The sequence below is a fragment of the Casimicrobium huifangae genome (assembly GCF_009746125.1).
Classification (GTDB): Bacteria; Pseudomonadota; Gammaproteobacteria; order Burkholderiales; family Casimicrobiaceae; genus Casimicrobium; species Casimicrobium huifangae.
This window is the reverse complement of sequence record NZ_CP041352.1, coordinates 3,773,329-3,794,281: the sequence shown is the minus strand read 5'-3', so window position 1 is coordinate 3,794,281 and position 20,953 is coordinate 3,773,329. Positions and strand designations below refer to the sequence as shown.

Here is a 20,953-nt window from a genome sequence, read left to right as displayed (position 1 = left end):
ACACCCAGTCAATTTCAGGGTTGGAGCGAACGACCACCGCAGCGATCACGGCGAAGTTTGATCCCACGGCGCAAAGTCACAGAGAACTGCAGCAATGACACCCTTCGCCAAACTCCCCGCCCCGCCTTACTACGCCGTCATCTTCTCATCAAAGCGCACGCCGGGTGAGGATGGCTACGGCGACATGGCCGACCGCATGGTCGAGCTGGCCTCACAGCAGCCCGGCTATCTCGGCGTTGAATCCACCCGCGACGCTGACGGCTTCGGCATCACCGTCTCCTACTGGCAGGACGAAGCGTCCATCGCGAACTGGAAGAAGAACGCCGAACACCAGCTGGCACAGCTGTATGGGCACGAGCGCTGGTACGAGCATTTTGAGCTGCGTGTGGCGAAGGTGGAGCGGGCGTACGGAAAGCGGTGACAATTACGTGACAGGTCGCGAGCAAAGTCGCGCCACAAGGAGAGATCATGTACACCTGCTGCCGTTATTACGGGCTTGAGGGGCTGACCGGTCACGAGGGCGATGCCTCATTCACGGTTGAGGTCAATCACTTCACGTTTGGCCCTGGTTGCCTGCGCGAGGCGGGCTCGCATGCGCGGGCGCTGGGCATGCGGCGCGTGGCGCTCTACACCGACAAGCAGGTCAACGCCCTGCCGTACGTGGCGACGGTGAAGCGTTCGCTGGAGGCGGCGGGCTGCGAGGTGGCGATTTACTGGGAATGCGAGGTCGAGCCGACGGATCGCTCGTTCCGTGCGGCGGCAAAGTTCGCGCAGGAGGGCAACTTCGACGGCTTCGTCTCGGTGGGCGGCGGCTCGGTGATGGACACCACCAAGGCCGCGAATCTCTATGCGACCTATCCGGATGACTTCCTCGCCTACGTGAACGCGCCCATCGGGCAGGGCAAGGCGGTGCCGGGGCCGCTCAAGCCGCACATCGCCTGCCCGACGACCTGCGGCACGGGAAGTGAAGTCACCGGCATCGCCATCTTCGACTTGCTCGAACAGCAATGCAAGACAGGCATCCTCTCGCGTCACCTGCTGCCGTCGCGCGCGCTGGTGGACCCGGAGGTTACGCACACGCTGTCGCCCGCGATCATCGCCGCCAACGGCTTTGACGCGCTGTCACACGCGCTGGAGAGCTACACCGCGCGACCGCACTCCGCGAAGGCCAAGAACTACGAAGGCTTCGACGGCGCCAGACGCCCGATGAACCAGGGTGCCAACCTGTGGAGCGACATGGGTGCGCGCGAAGCACTGCGCCTGATCGGGCAGAACCTGGTGCGTGCGGTTAACGACCCGAGCGACGAGCAGGCGCGCGGCGCCGTCATGTATGCCGCGCTGGTGGCCGGCATGACCTTCAGCAACGCAGGCTGCCATCTGCCACACGGCATGAGCTACGCGGTAAGTGGGCTTGTACGTGACTACAAACCGCCTGCCGGTTACCCGCAGGACGCGCCGATGGTGCCGCACGGCATGAGCGTGGTGCTCAATGCGCCCAGCGTCTACCGCTTCACCGGCGAGGCGGCACCGGAGCGTCACCTGGAAGGCGCGCAGTTCCTCGGGGCAGACACGCGTGGCGCCACGACAGCCGACGCAGGCGAGGTGGTCGCGAAGAAGCTGATCGAGATGATGCGCGCCGTGCACTTCCCGAACGGGCTCAACGCCGTGGGCTACACCGAAGCCGACGCCGACACACTCGCCGACCGTGCCTACCCGCAACAGCGCGTCATCAAAAACGCCCCGCGCGACGTGACCAAAGCCTCGCTGGCGGAACTGTTCAAGGGGGCGATGCGGTATTGGTAGGGCCACAGCGGCTCGCACAGTCATCTCAACCGCTCCTCCATGCGCATGACTCAACGATGGTTCACAACACAAGTTGTGCGAGCGCGACGTTATCTGATCGCTACCGCCGCAGCTTGCTTCGCCGTTTTTGCGAATTCTGCAGACATTGAGTACACGCTGCGGCAAGCAACATGCGATTCGAAACCCTGTTTGCGCATTGAGTTGACATTTGCGAATGATCGGCTGACCACCACCGCACTTCGCCTCCCGTCGGACTATGCAGGTAGCACGGGGGCCGTGTCCGCAGTGCGAGAACTTCGAGCAAGCGGGAAGCAACCTATTGAATTGAAACCCGCCGACAGCGGCCTAGTGCGGCTTGACACCGAAGTGAACGAACGCGTGACGGTGAACTACTTGCTGCTTTCCGGCGCAGACCAGCTTTCAGGGTTGAAGCTATCGACGACATATTTGCCCGTGATCGAACCGAAACGCGCAAGATTGCTCGGCTACACGGCGTTGGTTATTCCACTGCTACCCCAGCTTACAGGTCGTACGGCGTCGTTGCGCTTTCTTGACGCGCGTGGTGAGCCCATGTTCGTGCGAACCAATCTTGGCCCGCCTGGCGAGCGAATTGAGTTTCATTGGAGTGCTGCAGCAATTGGTGCCAGTGTCATGTTCGCAGGTGACTATGTGGCTCATATGACCGACCACATCGGTACCGGCGCTGGCGCTGCCGGCGTGACTCTGCTCGTCAGCGGTAACGAACCAGCATGCCGCGATTTCGACGCAATGGCGCGGAGCATCGCAGTCGTGAAGCAGGCGATTGACGGCTACTGGGGCTCCACCAGTGATACCCAGCTTATCTACTTTGGCGAAATCACAGACAGCAGAAGTTCGATGAAAGGCTCGGCGTTCGGCAACGTCTTTCTCACGTTTGCCACAGCGAGCCGCGCGGGAAGCGAACTGATCGACCTCTGGATGCATGAGCTAAATCACGCCTGGCTGCCGCAGCGCATGCTAAGTCCGGGTGGTCGCCGCGAGAAGGAGTTCTTTTGGTTTACCGAAGGCTTCACGGAGTACGTCACACACTGGTTGCTGCAAGAAAGCGGCATCAGGGGTAAAGGCTCCCTGTCGGAAGCTCTGCTTCAAGCGCGGCAGCGACTGAGTGAGATCGCGTTCCCCGAGCCTTACGCCGCGCTTGACGAGCGGTTTCACAAGGACTTGTCCGCTTTCAGGCAGGTATACGACCGCGGCCTTTTGCTTGCAGCGCTATGGGACATCGAGATACAGCAGAAGTCGGACGGCACACGGAGCCTCCGGGACGTGTTACGTGGGCTAATCACAGACGGCGGCGAGCGCGTTTCCCTTGATGTCAAAGTCATCGAACAAGTCATGGGCGCAGGAGGTGTTGCTGATGCTGCTGGTGACATTGATCGATTCGTCAACCAAGGACGTGTTCCTCCTGCCACGGCGCTGGGGCGGTATCGCACAGTAACGCGATAGCGCGATAACAGCCTTCGTAATCGCAGAAACAATGAAAGACGGCCGCAATTGCGGCCGTCTTTGAGGACTGTACGGAGTTTCGTCTAGTGCCCGAGAATCTTCGACAGGAAGTCCTTTGACCGATCCGTCTGCGGATTATTGAAAAAGTCGTGCGGATTGTTCTGCTCGACGATCTGACCCTGGTCCATGAAGATCACGCGATCGGCGACGGCCTTGGCGAAACCCATTTCGTGGGTGACGCAGAGCATGGTGATGCCCTGATTGGCCATTTCCACCATGACGTCGAGCACTTCCTTGATCATTTCCGGGTCGAGCGCCGAGGTGGGCTCATCGAACAGCATGATCTTCGGTGTCAGGCACAGCGCGCGCGCGATCGCCACCCGCTGTTGCTGACCGCCGGAAAGTTGCAGCGGGTATTTGCCAGCCTGCTCGGCGATGCGCACACGCTTGAGTTGCGCCATCGCCTTTTCTTCCGCTTCCTTCTTCGGCACCTTGCCGACGTACATCGGTGACAGCGTGAGGTTCTCCAGCACCGTGAGGTGGGGGAAGAGGTTGAACTGCTGGAACACCATGCCCACGTCCTTGCGGATGCGGTCAATGGCCTTGACGTCGTCGGTCAGCTCGGTGCCATCGACGATCAGGTGACCTTCCTGATGCTCCTCAAGCCGGTTGATGCAGCGGATCATCGTTGACTTGCCGGAGCCGGACGGCCCACAGATCACGATGCGCTCACCGCGCTTCACCTGCAGGTTGATGTCACGCAACACGTGGAAGTTGTTGCCATACCACTTGTTGACCTTGTCGAAGACGATGATGTTGTCTTGTGCCTGGGTTGTCATGTTGGTCGTCCCCGGTTAGCGCAGTTTGGATTTATTGACCTGCTTCTCGATCCACAGGCTGTAGCGGCTCATGGCGAAGCAGAAGGCGAAATAGATCGCCACGATGAACAGATAGCCCTCAAGTTTGTAAGGCCGCCAGTCGGCGTCGGAATTGAGCGCAAGGCCCAGCGACCCGGTCAACTCATACATCGACACGATGGAGACGAGCGAGGTGTCCTTGAACAGCGAAATGAAGTTGTTCATGATGCCGGGCACCACCATCGCGAGCGCCTGCGGCAGGATGATCTTGAACTGCGTCTGCCAGTACGACAGGCCCAGCGACGCTGCGGCTTCGGTTTGGCCCTTTGGCATCGCCTGCAGGCCACCGCGAATGACTTCGGCCATGTAAGCTGCGGCAAACAACGTGATGCCGGCCAGCGCACGGATCAGCACGTCAATGGTGAGCCCTTGCGGCATGAACAGAGGGAACATGAACGACGCCATGAACAGCACCGAGATCAACGGCACGCCACGCACCAACTCCACATAAATGGTGCAAAAGGTGCGGATCGCCGGCAGTTGCGAGCGGCGGCCCAAGGCCACCAGCAGAGCGAGCGGGAACGCAAGCACGAGCGAGATCGTCGTGAGCATGATGGTCAATGGCAGGCCACCCCAGCGGTCAGTGGTGACTGTGGTGAGGCCGAAATAGCCGCCAGACATCAGGACAAAGTAAATGGCGATCACGACGATCCACAACACCGCGAGCCACTTGTTCCAGAACACGCGTGTACAGCTTGCGACCACCAGCGCCACCATCAGCAGCGTGGCTATCAGCGGCCGCCATTGCTCGTCGAACGGGTATCGGCCGAACAGGATCAGGCGGTACTTCTCCTTGATCACACCCCAGCAGGCACCGACGCCATCGGCGCGACAGGCGTCGGCGTTGGCAACCGTCGTCGCCGTGAACACCGCCCAGTTGAGGAACTTGGGCAGAAAGTAAAGCAACAGTCCGCCAACGATCAGGGTGGTCAGCGTACTCTGCCAGCTACCGAAGAGGTTGGTGCGAATCCACGGCACCAGACCTTCGGTCTTGACCGGGGCGGGGCGGGGCGGCAGCGATTGAAAGATGATGGTTTCAGCCATGATGTTTTCCTACCGCTCCTTGATGGCTGACTTTGCGTTGTACCAATTCATGAAGAACGAGGTGGACAACGACGTGGTGAGATAGACCAGCATGATGATTGCGATGCATTCCACCGCGCGGCCGGTCTGATTGAGCGCCGTATTGGAGATCGACACCACGTCCGGGTAACCGATCGCCACCGCCAGCGACGAATTCTTGGTGAGATTCAGATACTGGTTGGTCATCGGCGGGATGATCACGCGCAGCGCCTGCGGCAGCAGCACCTTCTGCATTTCCTGGCCTTTGCTGAGGCCCAGCGCTTGCGCGGCTTCGCTTTGCCCACGGGCAACCGACTGGATGCCCGACCGTACAACCTCGGCCACGAAGGCGGCGGTATAAAGGACCAGCCCCATCAGCACCGCCATGAATTCCGGTGTCAGCGAGCCGCCGCCTTCGACTGCGAATTCACCCTTCTTCGGCACTACCCACGTGGTCGGCATGCCGCCTGCAACCCAACCGGCCAGTGCACCCGCGATTACGATGATGAGTGGCACCAGAAACATGCTGCCCAGCTGGCCGGTTTCTTCAAATCGTTTCACCGTGCGACGACGAAACAGCCAGGCTGCCACCAGCCCGATTGCAGCGCCAGCCATCGTGGACAAGTGCGAGGCCGACCACTCCGGGATCGGGAAAGACATGCCACCCTTGCTCAGGAAGAAGGGACCGATGTTCTTTGCTTCCGAGATTTCGGGCAGCAGCTCGGTGAACAGCAGGTACCACATGAGCAACTGAATCAGCACCGGCACGTTGCGGAACAGTTCAACGTACGCCTGGCAAAGCCCACGCACGAGTCCGTTGCGCGAAAAGCGCCCGACACCGATCATGGTGCCAAGGAGGGTGGTCAGCACAATGCCAACGATGGCAACGCGCAACGTGTTGCTGACACCAATCAGGAATGCCTTCCAGTAAGGGTCGTTGGAGTCGAAATGGAAGAGTGATTCGCCGATGTCGAAACCGGCCGGCGATTTCAGGAAGTCGAAACCGCCCTGAATGCCACGGATCCGCATGTTCTCGGCGGTGTTGTGGGCCAGGAACCAGGCGACACCGCCGATCAGGATGACCGCGATGATCTGGTAGAGAAGTCCGCGGAAGGCTTGGCTGCGCCAGGACCAGTCACGCTTTTTGGGTGGAGTTCGTGGTGCAACTGCCATGCATTTCCCCGCTATGGTTTTGTTATCCGGCAATCAGGATTTCTTGCTGATCCTGTTAGAGGGAATGAGCTGATGGCAACGCCACCAACGCCTTCTCGCTAACCCTCTCCCGGACGGGGAGAGGATTGGTTCGACATTAACTGCCGAATCGAACCAAGGTTCAGACGCAGCGAGGGGGATGCAGTGCCAGGCGCTTGTCGGCGACGCGTACTGGTGTACGCGAGCCGGCAAGCAACGACGCAATGCGCCCGCGCAGCAAGTCTTAGCGAACAGGGTAGGCGTACATCAGCCCGCCCTTGTTCCAGAGGTTGTTCGCACCACGCGGCAGCTTGAGCGCCGACTTCGGACCGACGTTGCGCTCGAAGATCTCACCGTAGTTACCGGTCGCCTTCAGCGCACGGGCCATCCATTCCTTGTCGAGACCGAGCAGCTTGCCCGTATCTTCCGTGGTACCGAGGATGCGTTGCACCACCGGGTCCTGGCTCGACTTCTGCTGATCGACGTTGGCTTGCGTGATGCCGTACTCTTCCGCCTCGAGCAGGCCGTGGATGACCCACTTGGTGATCGCGAACCACTCGTCATCACCACGGCGGACCATCGGGCCGAGCGGTTCTTTCGAGATCAGTTGCGGCAGGATCACGTGCTCGTCAGGGTTCTTCGCTTCCTTGTTGCGTACCGAGGCGAGACCGGATGCGTCGGTGGTGTAAGCCACGCAGCGACCCGAGAAGTAGGCGCCGGTGGCGGCTTCCACTTTTTCGAACACGACAGGCTTGATGCCGAGGCCGTTGGCTTTGGAGAAGTCAGTCAGGTTCTTCTCGGTCGTGGTGCCGGACTGCACGCAGACGGTCTGCCCCTTGAGCTGCTTGGCGTCCTTGATCTTCGACTTGGTGGTGACCATGAAGCCCTGGCCGTCATAGTAGGTGACGCCAGTGACATGCAGACCGAGCGAAGCATCACGCGTCAGCGAGAAGGTCGTGTTACGCGACAGGATGTCCACTTCGCCGGATTGCAGCGCGGTGAAGCGTTGCTGCGCGTTGAGCGGAACCCATTTCACCTTGTTGGCATCGCCCAGCACGGCCGCGGCGATTGCCTTGCACACGTCAACGTCAAGGCCCGTCCAGTTGCCGGATGCATCCGCCTGCGAGAACCCGGCGAGACCGGTGTTGACGCCGCAAACCACCTGGCCATTTTTCTTGATCTTGTCGAGCGTTGCACCAGCATGGGCCGGAACTGACGCCAGTGCACCGATCGCGAGCAGCGCACCAAGCGCCACCTTGGTCTTGGAAATCATCATTGTTTGGGTTCTCCTTCAATTTGAGCGAAATGAAACACGAGCGCAGCCATGCAATACATCACGGCGTCCTTCCTGTGACACCATCGTGTCCAGCCTGTGACACCGCTGCGCCTGTTCGGCGGGCATTACACCAGAGATTGCTATCAGCTGCATACGCAAACGGCATGCCATGATACGGATTTCAAAAAACGCGGGTGTACGAGCGCGGGACTGCGGGAAATCCCTAATTTGCGGCGCAAGAAGATTGCGCCGGAACGGCCTGCAGTATCGGAAATTACCGATACGGCCGGATCGGCCCTAGCCGATCAGATGCAGCTCAAGTGACGACACACCCCGCTGGGTGCCGAGCAATACGATGGCATCGCCGCTTTCGAACACGAACTCATCCGCCGGGCGCGGCAGCCGGGTACCGCCGCGACGAATCTGGGTGACCTCGACATCGCCGCCACGGAAGGCGGCGGCGACCTCGCCCCAGGTGCGGCCCACGGCGTTGGCGCCGCTGCCAAGATGCACGGTGTGAAGCAGACGGGCGTCATCCTCGTTTTCGTTGCCGTCACTGGCGCCGCGATAAAAGCCCTGAAACAGGCTGTAGCGTTCTTCCCGGACTGCGCGGATGCGGCGCAGCACTTTTGATAGCGGTGTGCCGAGCAGCAGCAGCGAATGCGAGGCCAGCATCAGGCTGCCTTCGAGCACTTCCGGCACTACCTCGGTGGCACCGGCGGCCAGCAGCCGCTCAATCGGTTCCTCGTCAGTGGTGCGCACCACGATTGGCAGATCGGTGCGTATCGCGCGCGTGGTGCCGACGATTTTCAGCGCGGCTTCGAGATCGGCAAACGACACCACCAGCGCGCGTGCCCGCTCGACACCGGCGGCGATCAGAGCCTCGCGCCGGCGGGCGTCGCCGAACACCACGTCATGAGTCCGGCCGGCGGTATCGCCAACACTGCCGATGGCTTCGCGCACGCGCTCCGGGTCATGATCAAGCGCGACGAAGCTGACGCCCTCGGTGTCGAGCAGCCGCGCCAGATATTGCCCGCTGCGGCCAAAACCGCAGATGACGACGTGGTCCTGCCGGCCCATGCTTTCCGAGGCGATCTTGAAGATGTCGGCGGAGCGGGCGAGGAAGTCGTTGGCCGTGATCCGCTTGTTGATGCGTTCGGCGATGCGCGGCAGGAAGGGCGCCAGCAGCATCGAAATCAGCATCGCTGCGATGGCCACCTGTGCCGCCTGAGAGGGCAGCGCGCCGGTCGTCAGCCCCAGCGTCAGCAACACAAAGCCAAACTCGCCACCGGGCGCGATCAGCGCGGCGGCGATGTTGGCGTCCGCCGTTTTCAGGCCAAAGTAGCGCGCCAGCGGTTGCAGCACCGCTGCCTTGCCGGCGATCAGCAATACCACTGCCAGCGCAACCCAGACGAACTGCTGCAGCACCATGCCGCCGTCGAGCTGCATGCCCACCGAGATGAAGAACATGCCCAGCAGCACATCGCGGAATGGACGGATGTCATCTTCCACCTGCAGCTTGTATTCGGTCTCGGCGATCAGCATGCCGGCGACAAAGGCGCCCAGCGCGTGCGGCAGCCCTGCGATGTGGCACAGCCAGGCCAGCAGCAGCGTCACCAGCAGCACGTTCAGCATGAACAGCTCGCCGGTCTTGCGCTGCGCCACGATACGGAACCACGCCCGGAGCACCGGCTGCCCAAAGCCAAGCAGCAGGCCGAGCAGCACCACGACTTTGGTGATCAGCCAGCCGGTTTCGGCCATGCTCGTCTGCGCGCCCACGCCGAGCGCGGGCAGCACGATCAAGAGCGGCACCACGGCGAGGTCCTGGAACAGCAGCACGCCGATCACCGGTTTCGCCACTGGCGCGGATAGCTCGTTGCGCTCGGCCAGCAGCTTGATGCCGATCGCCGTTGACGACATCGCCAGCGCAGCGCCGAGCACCACGGCGGAGGCGAAGCTCTGCGCCAGCGCCAGCGCAATCAGCGCAAACAGCAGCAGGGAGAGCAGGTACTGTGCCGAGCCGAGCCCCAGCACCAGCCGCCGCATCGAGCGGAACTGTGGCAACGAAAATTCGAGCCCGATCGAGAACATCAGGAAGACGATGCCGTATTCCGCAATCGCGCGCGCCTGCGCCGAATCGGGGATCAGCTTGAACGCCTGCGGCCCCAGCAGCATGCCGACGGTCAGATAGCCCAGCAATGACGGCAGCCCCAGCCGGCGACAGACGCCGACCGACAGCACGCTGGCGGCAAGCACGACGACGACAAGGGCAAGCGGCGAATTCATGACTCGAATCTAGCAGAGGTTTGCACGTCTGAGCTCGCGAAGCAATTTCGAAACGCTCGACCGGTCCGCCGCTGCCAGCTCGACAACATTGGCGTGGCGGCCCGCAGTTTTGAGGCGATGGCCGTTCGCGGTTATCGTTGAGCGCCGGGCACCGATGATCCGGGGTGGTCCGCAACAGGGGGATTGATGACGACGCAACAAATTGTGCTCAGCACGGTGCTGGCACTGATGGTATTTTCGGTGGCGCTCGAACTCCGCGTGGACGACTTCCGCCGCGTGCTGCAGACGCCGAAAGCCGTGCTCTGCGGGCTGATCCCGCAGTTCATCCTGCTGCCGATCGGCACCTGGCTGGCGACGCTGGCGCTCGATTTGCCCGCCAACGTGGAGGCCGCGATGATCCTCGTTGCTGCCTGCCCTGGTGGCAGCCTCAGCAACGTGGTGACGCACTTCGGCCGCGGCAACACCGCGCTCTCGGTCAGCGTGTCAGCGGTGGCCTCGGTGATTGCGCTGTTTGCCACGCCGTTCAACTTTGGCTGGATGATCGCTACCAACCCGGCGACGGCGGGCTGGCTGCGCGAGCTGAATCTCGACGCGTCCGGCATCTGGGTCAGCCTGCTGGTGATGCTGGCGATCCCGATGGCGCTCGGCTTGCTGTTCTCGCACCGCTTTCCGTCATTGACGGGCCGGATTCAGAAGCCGCTGGCGAACTTTTCGCTGGCAGCGCTGCTCGCTTTCATCGTGCTTGGACTGGTGAAGGAGCGGCAACTGCTCACGCTGGGCCTGTTGCCGATGCTGGCCATCGTGATCCTGCACAACGCCAGCGGTTTGCTGTTCGGCTGGCTGACCAGCGTTGCGATGGGCGTCAGCGTGCGCGACCGCCGGGCCGTGATGATTGAGGGCGGCATGCAGAACTCCGGCCTCGCGCTGGGCATCATCGCGGTGCAGTTCAACTCCGACCTTGGCATGGTCATCATCGCCAGCCTCTGGGGAATCTGGCACATTGTCAGCGGCATGACCTGCGCGCTCTACTGGCGACGAATTGACGCCCGATCGGCGGCGCTTCCGGCGAGCGGCTAGCCGCAAACGCAGCGCCGCAGCCGGGCATTCACGGTTAATGGCTTTCGATGGAGATCCCCATTCGAATTGGGCTCATGGCGGTAAAACGCCTGAAATCGACTTGCCGGCGTTTATACCCATGAGCCCTTATCCAACCGGGCTTTGACTAAAAAGCTGATAGCCAGCAGTTCTAAAACTTCACCTGCGCACCCAGCTCCAGCACCCGATTGGTCGGGATCTGGAAGTACGCCGTAGCCGATTGCGCGTTGCGTGACATCACGCTGAACAGGCGCTGCCGCCAGATCGAAATCCGCGTGCAGGGGTTGGGCACCAGCACTTCGCGCGAGACGAAGAACGAGGTATCCATCATCTCGAAATCGATGCCGTGCTGTTTGGCGTGCGCCAGTGCCTTCGGGATGTCCGGCGCGTTCATGAAGCCATAGCGCACGATCATGCGGTAGAAGCCGTGACCGAGGTCGGTCACCTCCAGCCGCTTCGCCCGCGTCACCAGTGGCACGTCCTCGAACTGCACATGCAGCACGATGTTGCGCTCATGCAGCACCTTGTTGTGCTTCAGGTTATGCAGCATCGCGGCCGGCATCTCGTCGGGGGCCGAGGTCATGAACACGGCTGTGCCCTGCACCCGCGACGCGTCACGCGACAGCGCCTCAATCATCGGCGCCAGCGGCAGCGCGGTCTGCTGCCGCTGCTCGGCCATCAGGTTGCGGCCGCGCTTCCAGGTGGTCATGAACACCAGCACCACGGCAGCGATCAGCAGCGGAAACCAGCCACCGTCGGGGATTTTGATCACGGTGGACGCCAGCAGCGACACGTCGACAATGGCAAACACGGCAACAGCGATTGCAGCGGCCAACTTGTGCCACTTCCACAAACCGTAGGCGACCACCGCAAAGAGCACGGTGTCGATGCACATCGCCCCCGTCACTGCCAGGCCGTAGGCAGCCGCGAGGTTGTCGGTACTGCGGAAGGCGAGCACCACGATCAGCACCAGCACGAACAGCGTCCAGTTTACTGCGGGCAGGTAGATCTGCCCTTCGGAGCGGTGTGAGGTGTGGATCACCTGCATGCGTGGCAGGAAGCCGAGCTGAATGCCTTGTCGCGCGATCGAAAACGCGCCCGAGATGACCGCCTGCGAGGCGATGATCGACGCCAGCCCGGCGAGGATCACCATCGGGATCAGGAATGAATGCGGCACCTGGTCATAAAACGGGTGCATGGTGCATTTCGCCTGCTCACCGCAGGTCTTCAGGATCAGCGCGCCCTGCCCGAAGTAATTGAGCACCAGCATCGGCATCACGAAGACAAACCACGCCACGCGGATCGGCTTGCGGCCAAAGTGGCCCATGTCGGCATAAAGTGCCTCGGCGCCGGTGACGGCGAGCACCGCCGAGCCCAGCACTACGATGAAGAGGCCGGGGTTGTGCGCCAGAAAGGCCAGCGCGTACCACGGGTTCAGCGCAAAAAACACGCGCGGGTTGGATGCGATGTGGAAGATGCCGAGTCCGCCGAGCACCACAAACCAGAGCACCATCATCGGGCCAAACCAGGCGCTGACCTTGCCAGTACCGGTGCGCTGCACATAGAAGAGGCCAATCAGGATCACCACAGTAACCGGCACCACCGCGACCAGCCAGTCCTCGTTGATTTCCTTCAGCCCTTCCATCGCGCCGAGCACGGACACGGCCGGCGTCACAATCGAATCGCCAAAAAACAGCGACACGCCAAAGATGCCAAGCAGCGTGAGCCAGCGCCGTCGTTTGGCGTTGCTGGCGGTGCGCAGGGCCATCGCCAGCAGCACCATGGTGCCGCCTTCGCCCTGGTTGTCGGCGCGCAGGATGACCAGGGCGTACTTGATCGCCACCACGATGGTCAGCACCCAGAAGATCAGCGACAGCAAGCCGAGCACGTTGGCCTCGGTATAGGCAATCGCGTGCGCCTTGTTGAAGAACACCTCTTTCATTGTGTAGAGGGGCGAGGTGCCGATGTCGCCGTAGACCACGCCGACCGCACCGAGCGCCAGAGCGGCGAGGTGTTTGCCACTCATGTGCTTTGCGTCTTGCGACGCATGAGAACTCATGGTTCTTGTTCTTCTCGGAGGAAAGAGCGCGAATTGTATGCCTGATTTTTCGCTTTTGTGCGGCGCAGCAAAATTGCCAATGTCATCGCAGGAAAGTGTTTTATTCAGGCCCGGTTGAGCGGCAGGTTGAGCAGCAGGTTCTGCGGTTTCAGTTTCAGATGATTCTCGCTGTCGATTGCCATCGCCAGATAAACCGGACGTCCGGCAATCGCCGGGCGCATGTCGGCCGGATCGTCAAAACGCAGCTCGAACAGGCAGAGCAGCTGCTCCATGCGACCGTCTTCCACTGTTTCGCGGTTGTAGAGATCGTTGAGTACGCTGCTGGCGACGGCGTCGAGCCCGACATGCCATACCCACTGCTTGTCGTCGATCTCGCGGCGGTGCTGGATGCTGACACCGACGCCGAGAAAGTGTTTCACCCAGCGCTCCAGCACGCGCATTAGCGCATCCAGCGCCGGCTGGCCGCGATTGAGGCTGACCGCGAGATCGAAGCGCTCGTCGCGTTGCCAGTAGATTTCGGCGTTGTCTGCCGACAGCACATCAAGATCGATGGATCGCGTCGGGGTGTTCTGCTTGCGCAGCAGTTCGCCGAGCGAGCCAAAGCCGCCGGTCTCGGCGAGACGCTCGACAGTTTCATCGTCTGCCGCCATCACGGCACCATCGTCGAGCACCGAGATCTTCTGCACGCGGAACAGGCACTCCGCCATACGCGCCTGTAGCGGATCGGCGTCCTGACCAAGGATGTGTTGAAGGAAGATCTGGGTGAGCAGGAAGACAAAGATGGGCGGCACGTCGACCCCGTCACCGCGGAACAGGTTGACGTAGGCGGCCTCCAGCGTTGGCGCCGCCAGCAAGCGGTCGCGAAAGCGCAGCAGCACACGATAGTTGGCCTGGGCGTCGGGGTCGGCGATAGACAGCAATTCGCCGCCGGCGACCGCGCGGCGAGGGGTCGCCATCAGCGCATCGTGCAGCCGCAGCTCGGCATCGCAGGATTCTGCGACCGGCGCCACTTCTGGCCGCAGGAACAGGCTGCGCAGAAAGTCATCGCTTACGGTGAGCGCGTCGCCCTGCTTGTGCAGGAGCTTATAACCCGTAGAAGCCCAGAAATCAGGCATGAAACCACCGCATCGCCATAAGATTGATCGTCAGTCGCAAGCGTAATGGAAGCGCTTGGTGCGTCTGTTGGCAAGGGCTTTGCTTGCCACACCAAATCGACAAACCTCGGGGAACATTCATGAGTCTGATCACCCGCCTGCAGACCGCAGCGCTCGTTGCCACCCTCTGCGCCAGCGCCCATGCGGCCTGGCCAGACAAGCCGATCAAGCTGATCGTCACCTTTGCGCCGGGCGGCGCCAGCGATATCGTGGCACGCACCATTGCCGAGCCGCTGGGGCAAAAGCTTGGCCAGCCCGTGGTGGTGGACAACCGGCCCGGCGCTGGCGGCAGCGTCGGCGGCCTCGCCACTGTGCAGGCGCCGGCTGACGGCTACACGCTGATGATGGCTAATTCCACACCGCTGTCGATCGGTCCGTTTGTGCTCGACAGGCAGCCGTACGACCCGGTCAAGCAGTTCACCCACGTTTTCTATGCTGGTTCGGCGCCGGTGCTGTTCATGGCCAGCCCCAAAGCCGGCATCAATTCGCTGGCGGATCTGGCCAAACAGGCTACCAGCAAGGACGGCATTTCATTCGGCAGCGGCGGGCCCGCCAGCATCGGCCACATCAGCGGCGAATTCTTCAAGGCGCTTGCGAAGGGCAACATGCAGCACGTTGCCTACAAGGGCGGCGCGCCGATGACGACGGATCTGCTCGGCGGTCAGATTCCGGTGGGTATCGACGTCATCACCGCTTTTGTGCCGCTGGTCAAGGGCGGGCAAGTGAAGGGGTTGGCTGTGACTTCGGCGGGACGTTCGCCACTGCTGCCCGAGGTGCCAACGACGGCCGAGGCAGGCTACCCGAAGCTGCGCGTGGACAACTACTTCGGCGTCTCCGGTCCGGCCGGGTTGCCGAAGGAGGTGACCGACAGGCTCTACGCCGCGCTCGCCGAGGTGCTGACCCAGCCCGCCGTGCTGAAAAAGCTGGAGGACCTGGGCATCGTCTATCACAAGATGACGCAGGCGGAATACGCCGCGCTCGTGGCTAGCCAGATCAGCGAATGGGCGCCAATCATCAAGGCGAGCGGCGCGAAGCTGTAGCCAGCACTCTGCCGTTCACCGGCCCACGCCATTTGACGCAAGTCGAGTTGCTGCGACGATTTTTGGAATTCTTTAACTGAATCAATTGTTTTCTTCGTTAATGACAATGGAATAGGAAACGTCTTATTCATCAATGTCAATTTCGGAGTCAACATGGATCGTCGCAATGTGCTGATCGCAATGGTCAGCCTTCCCCTCATTTCACCCATTGCCGGGGCGCTCGCCCAGTCGGCGGGCGCCCCGCGCGGGGCTGTCAATGCCGCGAAGCCCACGCTCACCACGATAGGCGCCGCCATCAACAAGGCTGGCAGGCAGCGCATGCTGTCGCAGCGCATGGCCAAGGCCTACGCCCAGATGGGCCTCGGCCTGCTGCCGGATCGCGCGTTCAAGATCATGAACGACTCGATCGCGCTATTCGACGCGCACCAGAACGAACTGGCGAGCTTCGCGCCGACGGCCGAAATCGCCAGAACCTATAGCGAGCTGTCTGGCGCGTGGAAGACCTTCCGCGACCTGCTGGCGACGGCACCGAACCCCGACAGCGGCGCGCAGGTGCAGGAACAGAACGAGATCGTGCTGCGCATTGCCAATCGCGGCGCCGGTGAACTTGAGCGCCACGCCGGAACCACCATTGGCCGGCTGGTCAACGTGTCAGGGCGCCAGCGCATGCTTTCACAGCGCATCGCCAAGTTCTTCATGTTCCGCGAATGGGGGCTGCCGAAAGCGGTCGATGGCGAACTCAACGCCGCGCGCGCCGAGTTCCGCACGGCGCTCCACACGCTGCGCATCGATCCCGAGACCAGCGAGGACATCCGCACCCAGCTCGGGCTGGCGGAAACGCAGTGGCTGTTCTTCGACAACGCGGTGGAGGCTTCGCTGAAATCAAAAGCCGACCTGATCCGGCGGCAGAATGTCGCCAACAGCAGTGAACGCATCCTGGAAGTGTTCGAGACGGTTACCGGGATGTACGAGAAGCTGGCCGCCTGACCGGCCTGGTCCCGTTTGCTACCGGGTCGCGCGGCGGCGCAGAAGCCGATAGAATCGCGGCACGTTCGAGGAGCGCTGCAACCGGCGCGAGGTCCTCACACCCCGCCGGCTAGGCTCGAACGATTTCTCAGTGGCAACGGCGCTCGCAGTTTTGGTGACGGCAGTCACAATGCTTGCGAGCGGTGCACGGTTGCAACCGTCTCCCCCGGCATTGGCTCTCGTCACCTCCGATTGGAGTGAACAATGAATGCCGTTGCTGACAAGATTTTTACTGACTGTGTGATCGCCGACCTGTCTCTGGCCGACTGGGGACGCAAGGAAATCCGCATTGCGGAGACCGAGATGCCGGGCCTGATGGCCATCCGCGAAGAATTCGCGAAGAGCCAGCCGCTCAAGGGCGCGCGCATCACCGGCTCGCTACACATGACGATCCAGACCGCCGTGCTGATCGAGACGCTGCAGGCACTCGGTGCCGACGTGCGCTGGGCCTCGTGCAACATCTTCTCGACGCAGGACCACGCCGCCGCCGCCATCGCCGCCAAGGGCACGCCGGTGTTTGCGGTCAAGGGCGAGACGCTGGCTGACTACTGGGACTACACGCATCGCATCTTCGACTTTGGCCCGAAAGGCAGCGAAGGCGAAGGCCCCAACATGATTCTCGACGACGGCGGTGACGCCACGCTGCTGATGCATCTTGGACAGAAGGCCGCCAAGGATGCTTCGCTGATCGCCAACCCGACCAGCGAAGAAGAGCGCTGCCTGTTCGCCGCGATCAAGGCCAAGCTGGCCGAAGACCCGACCTGGTACGAGCGCAAGGCGAAGCACATCATCGGCGTGACCGAAGAGACCACGACCGGCGTGCATCGCCTGAACGAGATGAGTGCGAAAGGTACGCTGCTGTTCCGCGCCATCAACGTCAATGATTCGGTCACCAAGAGCAAGTTCGACAACCTTTACGGCTGCCGTGAATCGCTGGTGGACGGCATCAAGCGCGCCACCGACGTGATGGTCGCCGGCAAGGTGGCCGTCGTTGCCGGCTACGGCGACGTGGGCAAGGGTTCGGCACAGGCACTGCGCGCGCTATCGGCGCAGGTGTGGGTCACCGAGATTGACCCGATCAACGCGCTGCAGGCCTGCATGGAAGGCTATCGCGTGGTCACCATGGACTACGCCGCCGACAAGGCCGACATCTTCGTCACCGCCACCGGCAACAAGGACGTCATCACCGGCGCTCACATGGCTGCGATGAAGGATCAGGCAATCGTCTGCAACATCGGCCATTTCGACAACGAGATCGACGTCGCCTCGCTCGAAAAGCTGCAATGGGAAGAGATCAAGCCGCAGGTTGATCACGTGATTTTCCCCGACGGCAAACGCATCATCCTGCTCGCCAAGGGTCGCCTCGTGAACCTCGGCTGTGGCACGGGTCATCCGAGCTACGTGATGTCGTCGAGCTTCGCCAACCAGACCATCGCGCAGATCGAGCTGTTCACCAAGCCTGACGCGTATGAGGCCGGCAAGGTCTACGTGCTGCCGAAGCACCTCGACGAGAAGGTCGCGCGTCTGCAACTGTCAAAGCTTGGCGCACAATTGACCGAGCTGACGACCGAACAGGCGGCGTACATTGGCGTGGCGAAGACCGGGCCGTACAAGCCGGATTCGTATCGCTACTAACCGCATGACGAAAGACGAATGACGAGTGACGGCGCGTTCGTCATTCGTCACTGGTCATCCGTCATTTACTGTTCATTGCCCAGGGAGAACACCATGACTCGATTGCTGATCGTCTGGATCCTCAACGCCGTTGCGCTGATGGCGGTGGCCTATTTGATGCCGTCGATCAAGGTGACGAGTTTCGTCTCGGCCTTGCTCGCCGCATTTGCGCTGGGGCTGGTCAACACCCTGATCCGCCCGGTGCTGACCTTTCTCACGCTGCCGATTTCGGTGCTGACGCTGGGTTTCTTCTACCTGGTGCTGAATGGCCTGTTGTTCTGGATGGTCGGCAAGGTGCTCGAAGGTTTCACGGTCGACGGCTTCTGGGCGGCAGTGTTTGGCGGCCTGCTCTACGGTCTGATCTCGTGGCTGCTGGCGCTGATCATTCCATTCGGCAAGAAGAAGTAGCCGCGGCTTCAGATGCGCGCTGACATCCTGCTCGTCGAGCGCGGACTCGCGCCGTCGCGTACTGCCGCGCAGCGCCTGATCGCGGGTGGGCATGTGTTCACCCGCGTGGGTCGTAAAGGCACGCGCGTCGCGCTGACCAAACCGGGCGTCACGCTCGATGACGACATCGCTATCGAAGTCGAAGCCAGCGAACTCAATCGCTTCGTCTCGCGCGGCGGCCTCAAGCTCGACGGCGCGCTCGACCGTGTCGGTCTCGACGTGACGGGCATGCGCTGCCTCGATGTGGGGCAATCAACCGGCGGCTTCACCGATTGCCTGCTGCAACGTGGCGCCAGTCAGGTGGTGGGTGTCGATGTTGGGCATGATCAATTGCATCCATCGCTGCGCAGCGAGCCGCGCGTGACGTACTTCGAAGGCGTGAATGCGCGCGAACTGACCAGCGCGACAACCGGTATTGCCGGCGGTTTCAACCTGGTCGTCGCCGATGTCTCGTTCATCTCGCTGACCAAGGTGCTACCGCAATGGCCGGCGCTGCTGGCGCTGGGCGGACACGTCCTGTCGCTGGTGAAGCCGCAGTTTGAAGTGGGCGCGGAAAACATTGGCCGTGGTGGCATCGTGCGCGACGCGTCGCTGTACGCGATGGTCGAGACATCAATCCGTGAGGCTTGCGCTGTGGCCGGGCTCAAGGTGCTCGACTACTTCGAAAGCCCGATCACCGGTAGCGACGGCAATCACGAGTTCTTTCTTTACGCGCAGCGTAACGCCGAACACCCATGAGCAAACCATCCCGCGCCGCCGCCGATGAGTTCCGCGACTATTGCCTGGAGCTGCTCTCCCAGCTCGCTCCGCGCGGTGGCGTGGCCGGTATCGTGGCGCGCCGCATGTTCGGCGGCACCGGCTTCTCGATGGACGGCAAGACCTTCGCGATCATCGCCTTCGACCAGCTCTGGCTGAAGGCTGACGAGGAATCGTGCAGCGCGTTCGAGGAGGCCGGCTGTGGCATCTTCACTTACGAAGCGGACGGCAAGACGCGCACGATGGGTTACTACACCGTGCCGCCCGACGCCATGGAATCCTCCGCCCTGATGCGGCCCTGGGCGGAGCTGGCCTGGGGCGCGGCACTGCGCGCGGCGGCGGGCAAGAACAAACCGAAGGCGTCGGTGAAGAAGCCTGCCGCCAAGCAACCCGCTGGAATCAAGACAACAACAGCGAACAAAAAGAAACCGTCCGCATGAACAACATCTCCTTCGAATTTTTCCCGCCTAACACTCCGGAGGGCACCGTCAAGCTGCGCACCGTGACGCAGGAGCTCGGTGCGCTGGCACCGGAGTTCTTCAGTGTCACCTATGGTGCCGGTGGCTCGACGCGTGAGAAGACGCTGTCTACCGTTCTTGAGATCATCGACGCGGGTCACGCCGCTGCGCCACATCTGTCGTGCATCGGTGCGACGAAACAGAGCATCGCCGAGACGCTCGATCTGTACAAAGCAAAGGGCATCACGCGGATCGTCGCGCTACGTGGTGATCTGCCGAGCGGCATGGGCTCAATTGGCGAGTTCACTTACGCCACTGATCTGGTGCGCTTCATCCGCGAGCGTCACGGCGATGACTTCACCATCGAAGTCGCCGCCTACCCCGAGTACCACCCGCAGTGCCGCTACGCCGAGGCTGATCTGAACAACTTCGTCGCCAAGGCGCAGGCCGGCGCTCACTCGGCGATCACGCAGTTCTTCTTTAATGCCGATGCCTACTTCCATTTTGTCGACGAAGTGCGCAAGCGCGGCGTGACGATTCCGATCGTGCCCGGCATCATGCCGTTTCACAACTTTTCGAAAATTGCACGCTTCGCGGCGAAAGATTCCATCGACATCCCGCGCTGGATTGCGCTAAAGATGGAAGGCTTCATGGATGATGCGGCGTCGATCCGCGCTTTCGGAGCGGACGTCATCACCAGCCTCTGTCGCCGCCTGCTCGATGGTGGCGCGCCCGGCATTCACTTCTACACCATGAATCAGTCGGCGCTGACGGCAGACATCGTCAAGCGCCTTCGCAGCTAACCATCGACAGGAGCATTCCCCATGAGCAACAGCGCCCTTCACCCTATCCACACTGATCAGGCGCCAGCCGCGATCGGCCCGTATTCACAAGCGGTCAGCGCCAATTTCGCATTCAAGGGCACCGTCGTGTTCTGTTCTGGCCAGATCGGGCTGGACCCGGCGACCGGCAATCTGCGCGATGGCTTCGAGGCGCAGGTTGATCAGGCGCTGGCCAACATGCAGGCGGTGATCAAGGCCGCTGGCGGTGATCTGTCCGGCATCGTCAAGCTGACGCTGTTCCTCACCGATCTCGGCAACTTTGGTGTGGTCAACGGCAAGCTGGAAGCGCTGCTGCCCAAGCCCTATCCGGCACGCTCGACGGTTGGCGTGGCGTCGCTGCCGAAAGGCGCGCAGTTTGAGATCGAAGCGATTGTGGTGGTCTGAC

19 protein-coding genes and 1 riboswitch are annotated in these 20,953 nt (G+C 61.8%); of the genes, 12 read left to right on the top strand and 7 right to left on the bottom strand.

From position 1 onward, the window contains the following. The first annotated feature begins 94 nt into the window (after positions 1-94). Genes FKL89_RS17140 through FKL89_RS17130 form a run of 3 tightly spaced genes read left to right on the top strand, consistent with a single transcriptional unit; the run spans position 95 to position 3,285 of the window. Entirely contained in the window at positions 95-421 is a 327-nt protein-coding gene (locus FKL89_RS17140; protein ID WP_156863951.1) for an antibiotic biosynthesis monooxygenase family protein, read from the top strand. Between the two features lie 47 nt (positions 422-468). Further along, positions 469-1,803 (top strand): hydroxyacid-oxoacid transhydrogenase, encoded by a 1,335-nt coding sequence (locus tag FKL89_RS17135; protein ID WP_156863950.1) that lies wholly within the window; start codon positions 469-471, stop codon positions 1,801-1,803. A 39-nt stretch (positions 1,804-1,842) separates the two neighbouring features. Next, the gene (locus tag FKL89_RS17130; protein WP_156863949.1) at positions 1,843-3,285 is read left to right on the top strand and encodes a hypothetical protein; all 1,443 of its coding nucleotides are present in this window, start codon (positions 1,843-1,845) and stop codon (positions 3,283-3,285) included. Between the two features lie 83 nt (positions 3,286-3,368). Here FKL89_RS17130 and FKL89_RS17125 read toward each other — a convergent pair whose 3' ends face one another. From FKL89_RS17125 to FKL89_RS17105, 5 genes are all read right to left on the bottom strand, one after another. Further along, entirely contained in the window at positions 3,369-4,124 is a 756-nt protein-coding gene (locus tag FKL89_RS17125; protein WP_156863948.1) for an amino acid ABC transporter ATP-binding protein, read from the bottom strand. Between the two features lie 15 nt (positions 4,125-4,139). Next, a complete protein-coding gene (locus FKL89_RS17120; protein WP_156863947.1) occupies positions 4,140-5,246 on the bottom strand; it encodes an amino acid ABC transporter permease in 1,107 nt (368 codons plus the stop codon). 9 nt (positions 5,247-5,255) lie between these two features. Further along, entirely contained in the window at positions 5,256-6,437 is a 1,182-nt protein-coding gene (locus FKL89_RS17115; RefSeq protein ID WP_156863946.1) for an amino acid ABC transporter permease, read from the bottom strand. A gap of 262 nt (positions 6,438-6,699) precedes the next feature. Then, positions 6,700-7,731, bottom strand: coding sequence for an amino acid ABC transporter substrate-binding protein (locus FKL89_RS17110; protein WP_156863945.1), 1,032 nt, complete (start codon positions 7,729-7,731; stop codon positions 6,700-6,702). Positions 7,732-8,028: 297 nt separating this feature from the next. Continuing rightward, the gene (locus FKL89_RS17105) at positions 8,029-10,017 is read right to left on the bottom strand and encodes a cation:proton antiporter domain-containing protein (protein ID WP_156863944.1); all 1,989 of its coding nucleotides are present in this window, start codon (positions 10,015-10,017) and stop codon (positions 8,029-8,031) included. A 186-nt stretch (positions 10,018-10,203) separates the two neighbouring features. Between FKL89_RS17105 and FKL89_RS17100 the strand changes: the two genes are divergently transcribed. Next, a complete protein-coding gene (locus tag FKL89_RS17100; RefSeq protein WP_156863943.1) occupies positions 10,204-11,094 on the top strand; it encodes a bile acid:sodium symporter family protein in 891 nt (296 codons plus the stop codon). A gap of 169 nt (positions 11,095-11,263) precedes the next feature. On the opposite strand, the gene FKL89_RS17095 is transcribed toward FKL89_RS17100, so the two are convergent. Both FKL89_RS17095 and FKL89_RS17090 read right to left on the bottom strand, forming a co-directional pair. Continuing rightward, complete coding sequence (locus FKL89_RS17095) at positions 11,264-13,138, bottom strand: potassium transporter Kup (protein ID WP_156863942.1); 1,875 nt, start codon at positions 13,136-13,138, stop codon at positions 11,264-11,266. Between the two features lie 137 nt (positions 13,139-13,275). Beyond that, positions 13,276-14,286: a DUF6352 family protein gene (locus tag FKL89_RS17090; RefSeq protein ID WP_156863941.1), complete on the bottom strand. Its 1,011-nt coding sequence runs from the start codon at positions 14,284-14,286 to the stop codon at positions 13,276-13,278. 119 nt (positions 14,287-14,405) lie between these two features. On the opposite strand from FKL89_RS17090, the gene FKL89_RS17085 reads away from it, so the two are divergent. The 8 genes from FKL89_RS17085 to FKL89_RS17050 all read left to right on the top strand — a co-directional run bounded on the left by FKL89_RS17085 (position 14,406) and on the right by FKL89_RS17050 (position 20,952). After that, entirely contained in the window at positions 14,406-15,365 is a 960-nt protein-coding gene (locus tag FKL89_RS17085) for a Bug family tripartite tricarboxylate transporter substrate binding protein (RefSeq protein WP_156863940.1), read from the top strand. A gap of 153 nt (positions 15,366-15,518) precedes the next feature. Further along, on the top strand, positions 15,519-16,352 hold the full coding sequence (locus FKL89_RS17080) for a type IV pili methyl-accepting chemotaxis transducer N-terminal domain-containing protein (protein WP_156863939.1): 834 nt from the start codon (positions 15,519-15,521) through the stop codon (positions 16,350-16,352). 61 nt (positions 16,353-16,413) lie between these two features. Continuing rightward, positions 16,414-16,504: riboswitch (S-adenosyl-L-homocysteine riboswitch) on the top strand. Positions 16,505-16,595: 91 nt separating this feature from the next. Next, positions 16,596-18,026 (top strand): adenosylhomocysteinase, encoded by a 1,431-nt coding sequence (ahcY, locus tag FKL89_RS17075; protein ID WP_156863938.1) that lies wholly within the window; start codon positions 16,596-16,598, stop codon positions 18,024-18,026. A gap of 93 nt (positions 18,027-18,119) precedes the next feature. Then, positions 18,120-18,473, top strand: a complete 354-nt coding sequence (locus FKL89_RS17070) for a phage holin family protein (RefSeq protein WP_156863937.1) — start codon at positions 18,120-18,122, stop codon at positions 18,471-18,473. A gap of 12 nt (positions 18,474-18,485) precedes the next feature. After that, positions 18,486-19,250 carry a TlyA family RNA methyltransferase gene (locus tag FKL89_RS17065; RefSeq protein ID WP_156863936.1) on the top strand — a complete coding sequence of 255 codons (765 nt, stop codon included), beginning with the start codon at positions 18,486-18,488 and terminating at the stop codon, positions 19,248-19,250. Then, entirely contained in the window at positions 19,247-19,708 is a 462-nt protein-coding gene (locus FKL89_RS17060; protein WP_156863935.1) for a TfoX/Sxy family protein, read from the top strand. The genes FKL89_RS17065 and FKL89_RS17060 overlap by 4 nt, the downstream gene beginning before the upstream one ends. Continuing rightward, positions 19,705-20,529: a methylenetetrahydrofolate reductase [NAD(P)H] gene (gene metF / locus FKL89_RS17055; protein ID WP_156863934.1), complete on the top strand. Its 825-nt coding sequence runs from the start codon at positions 19,705-19,707 to the stop codon at positions 20,527-20,529. Before FKL89_RS17060 ends, metF begins: the two co-directional genes overlap by 4 nt. Positions 20,530-20,550: 21 nt before the next feature. After that, positions 20,551-20,952 carry a Rid family detoxifying hydrolase gene (locus FKL89_RS17050; RefSeq protein WP_156863933.1) on the top strand — a complete coding sequence of 134 codons (402 nt, stop codon included), beginning with the start codon at positions 20,551-20,553 and terminating at the stop codon, positions 20,950-20,952. Position 20,953 lies beyond the last annotated feature (1 nt).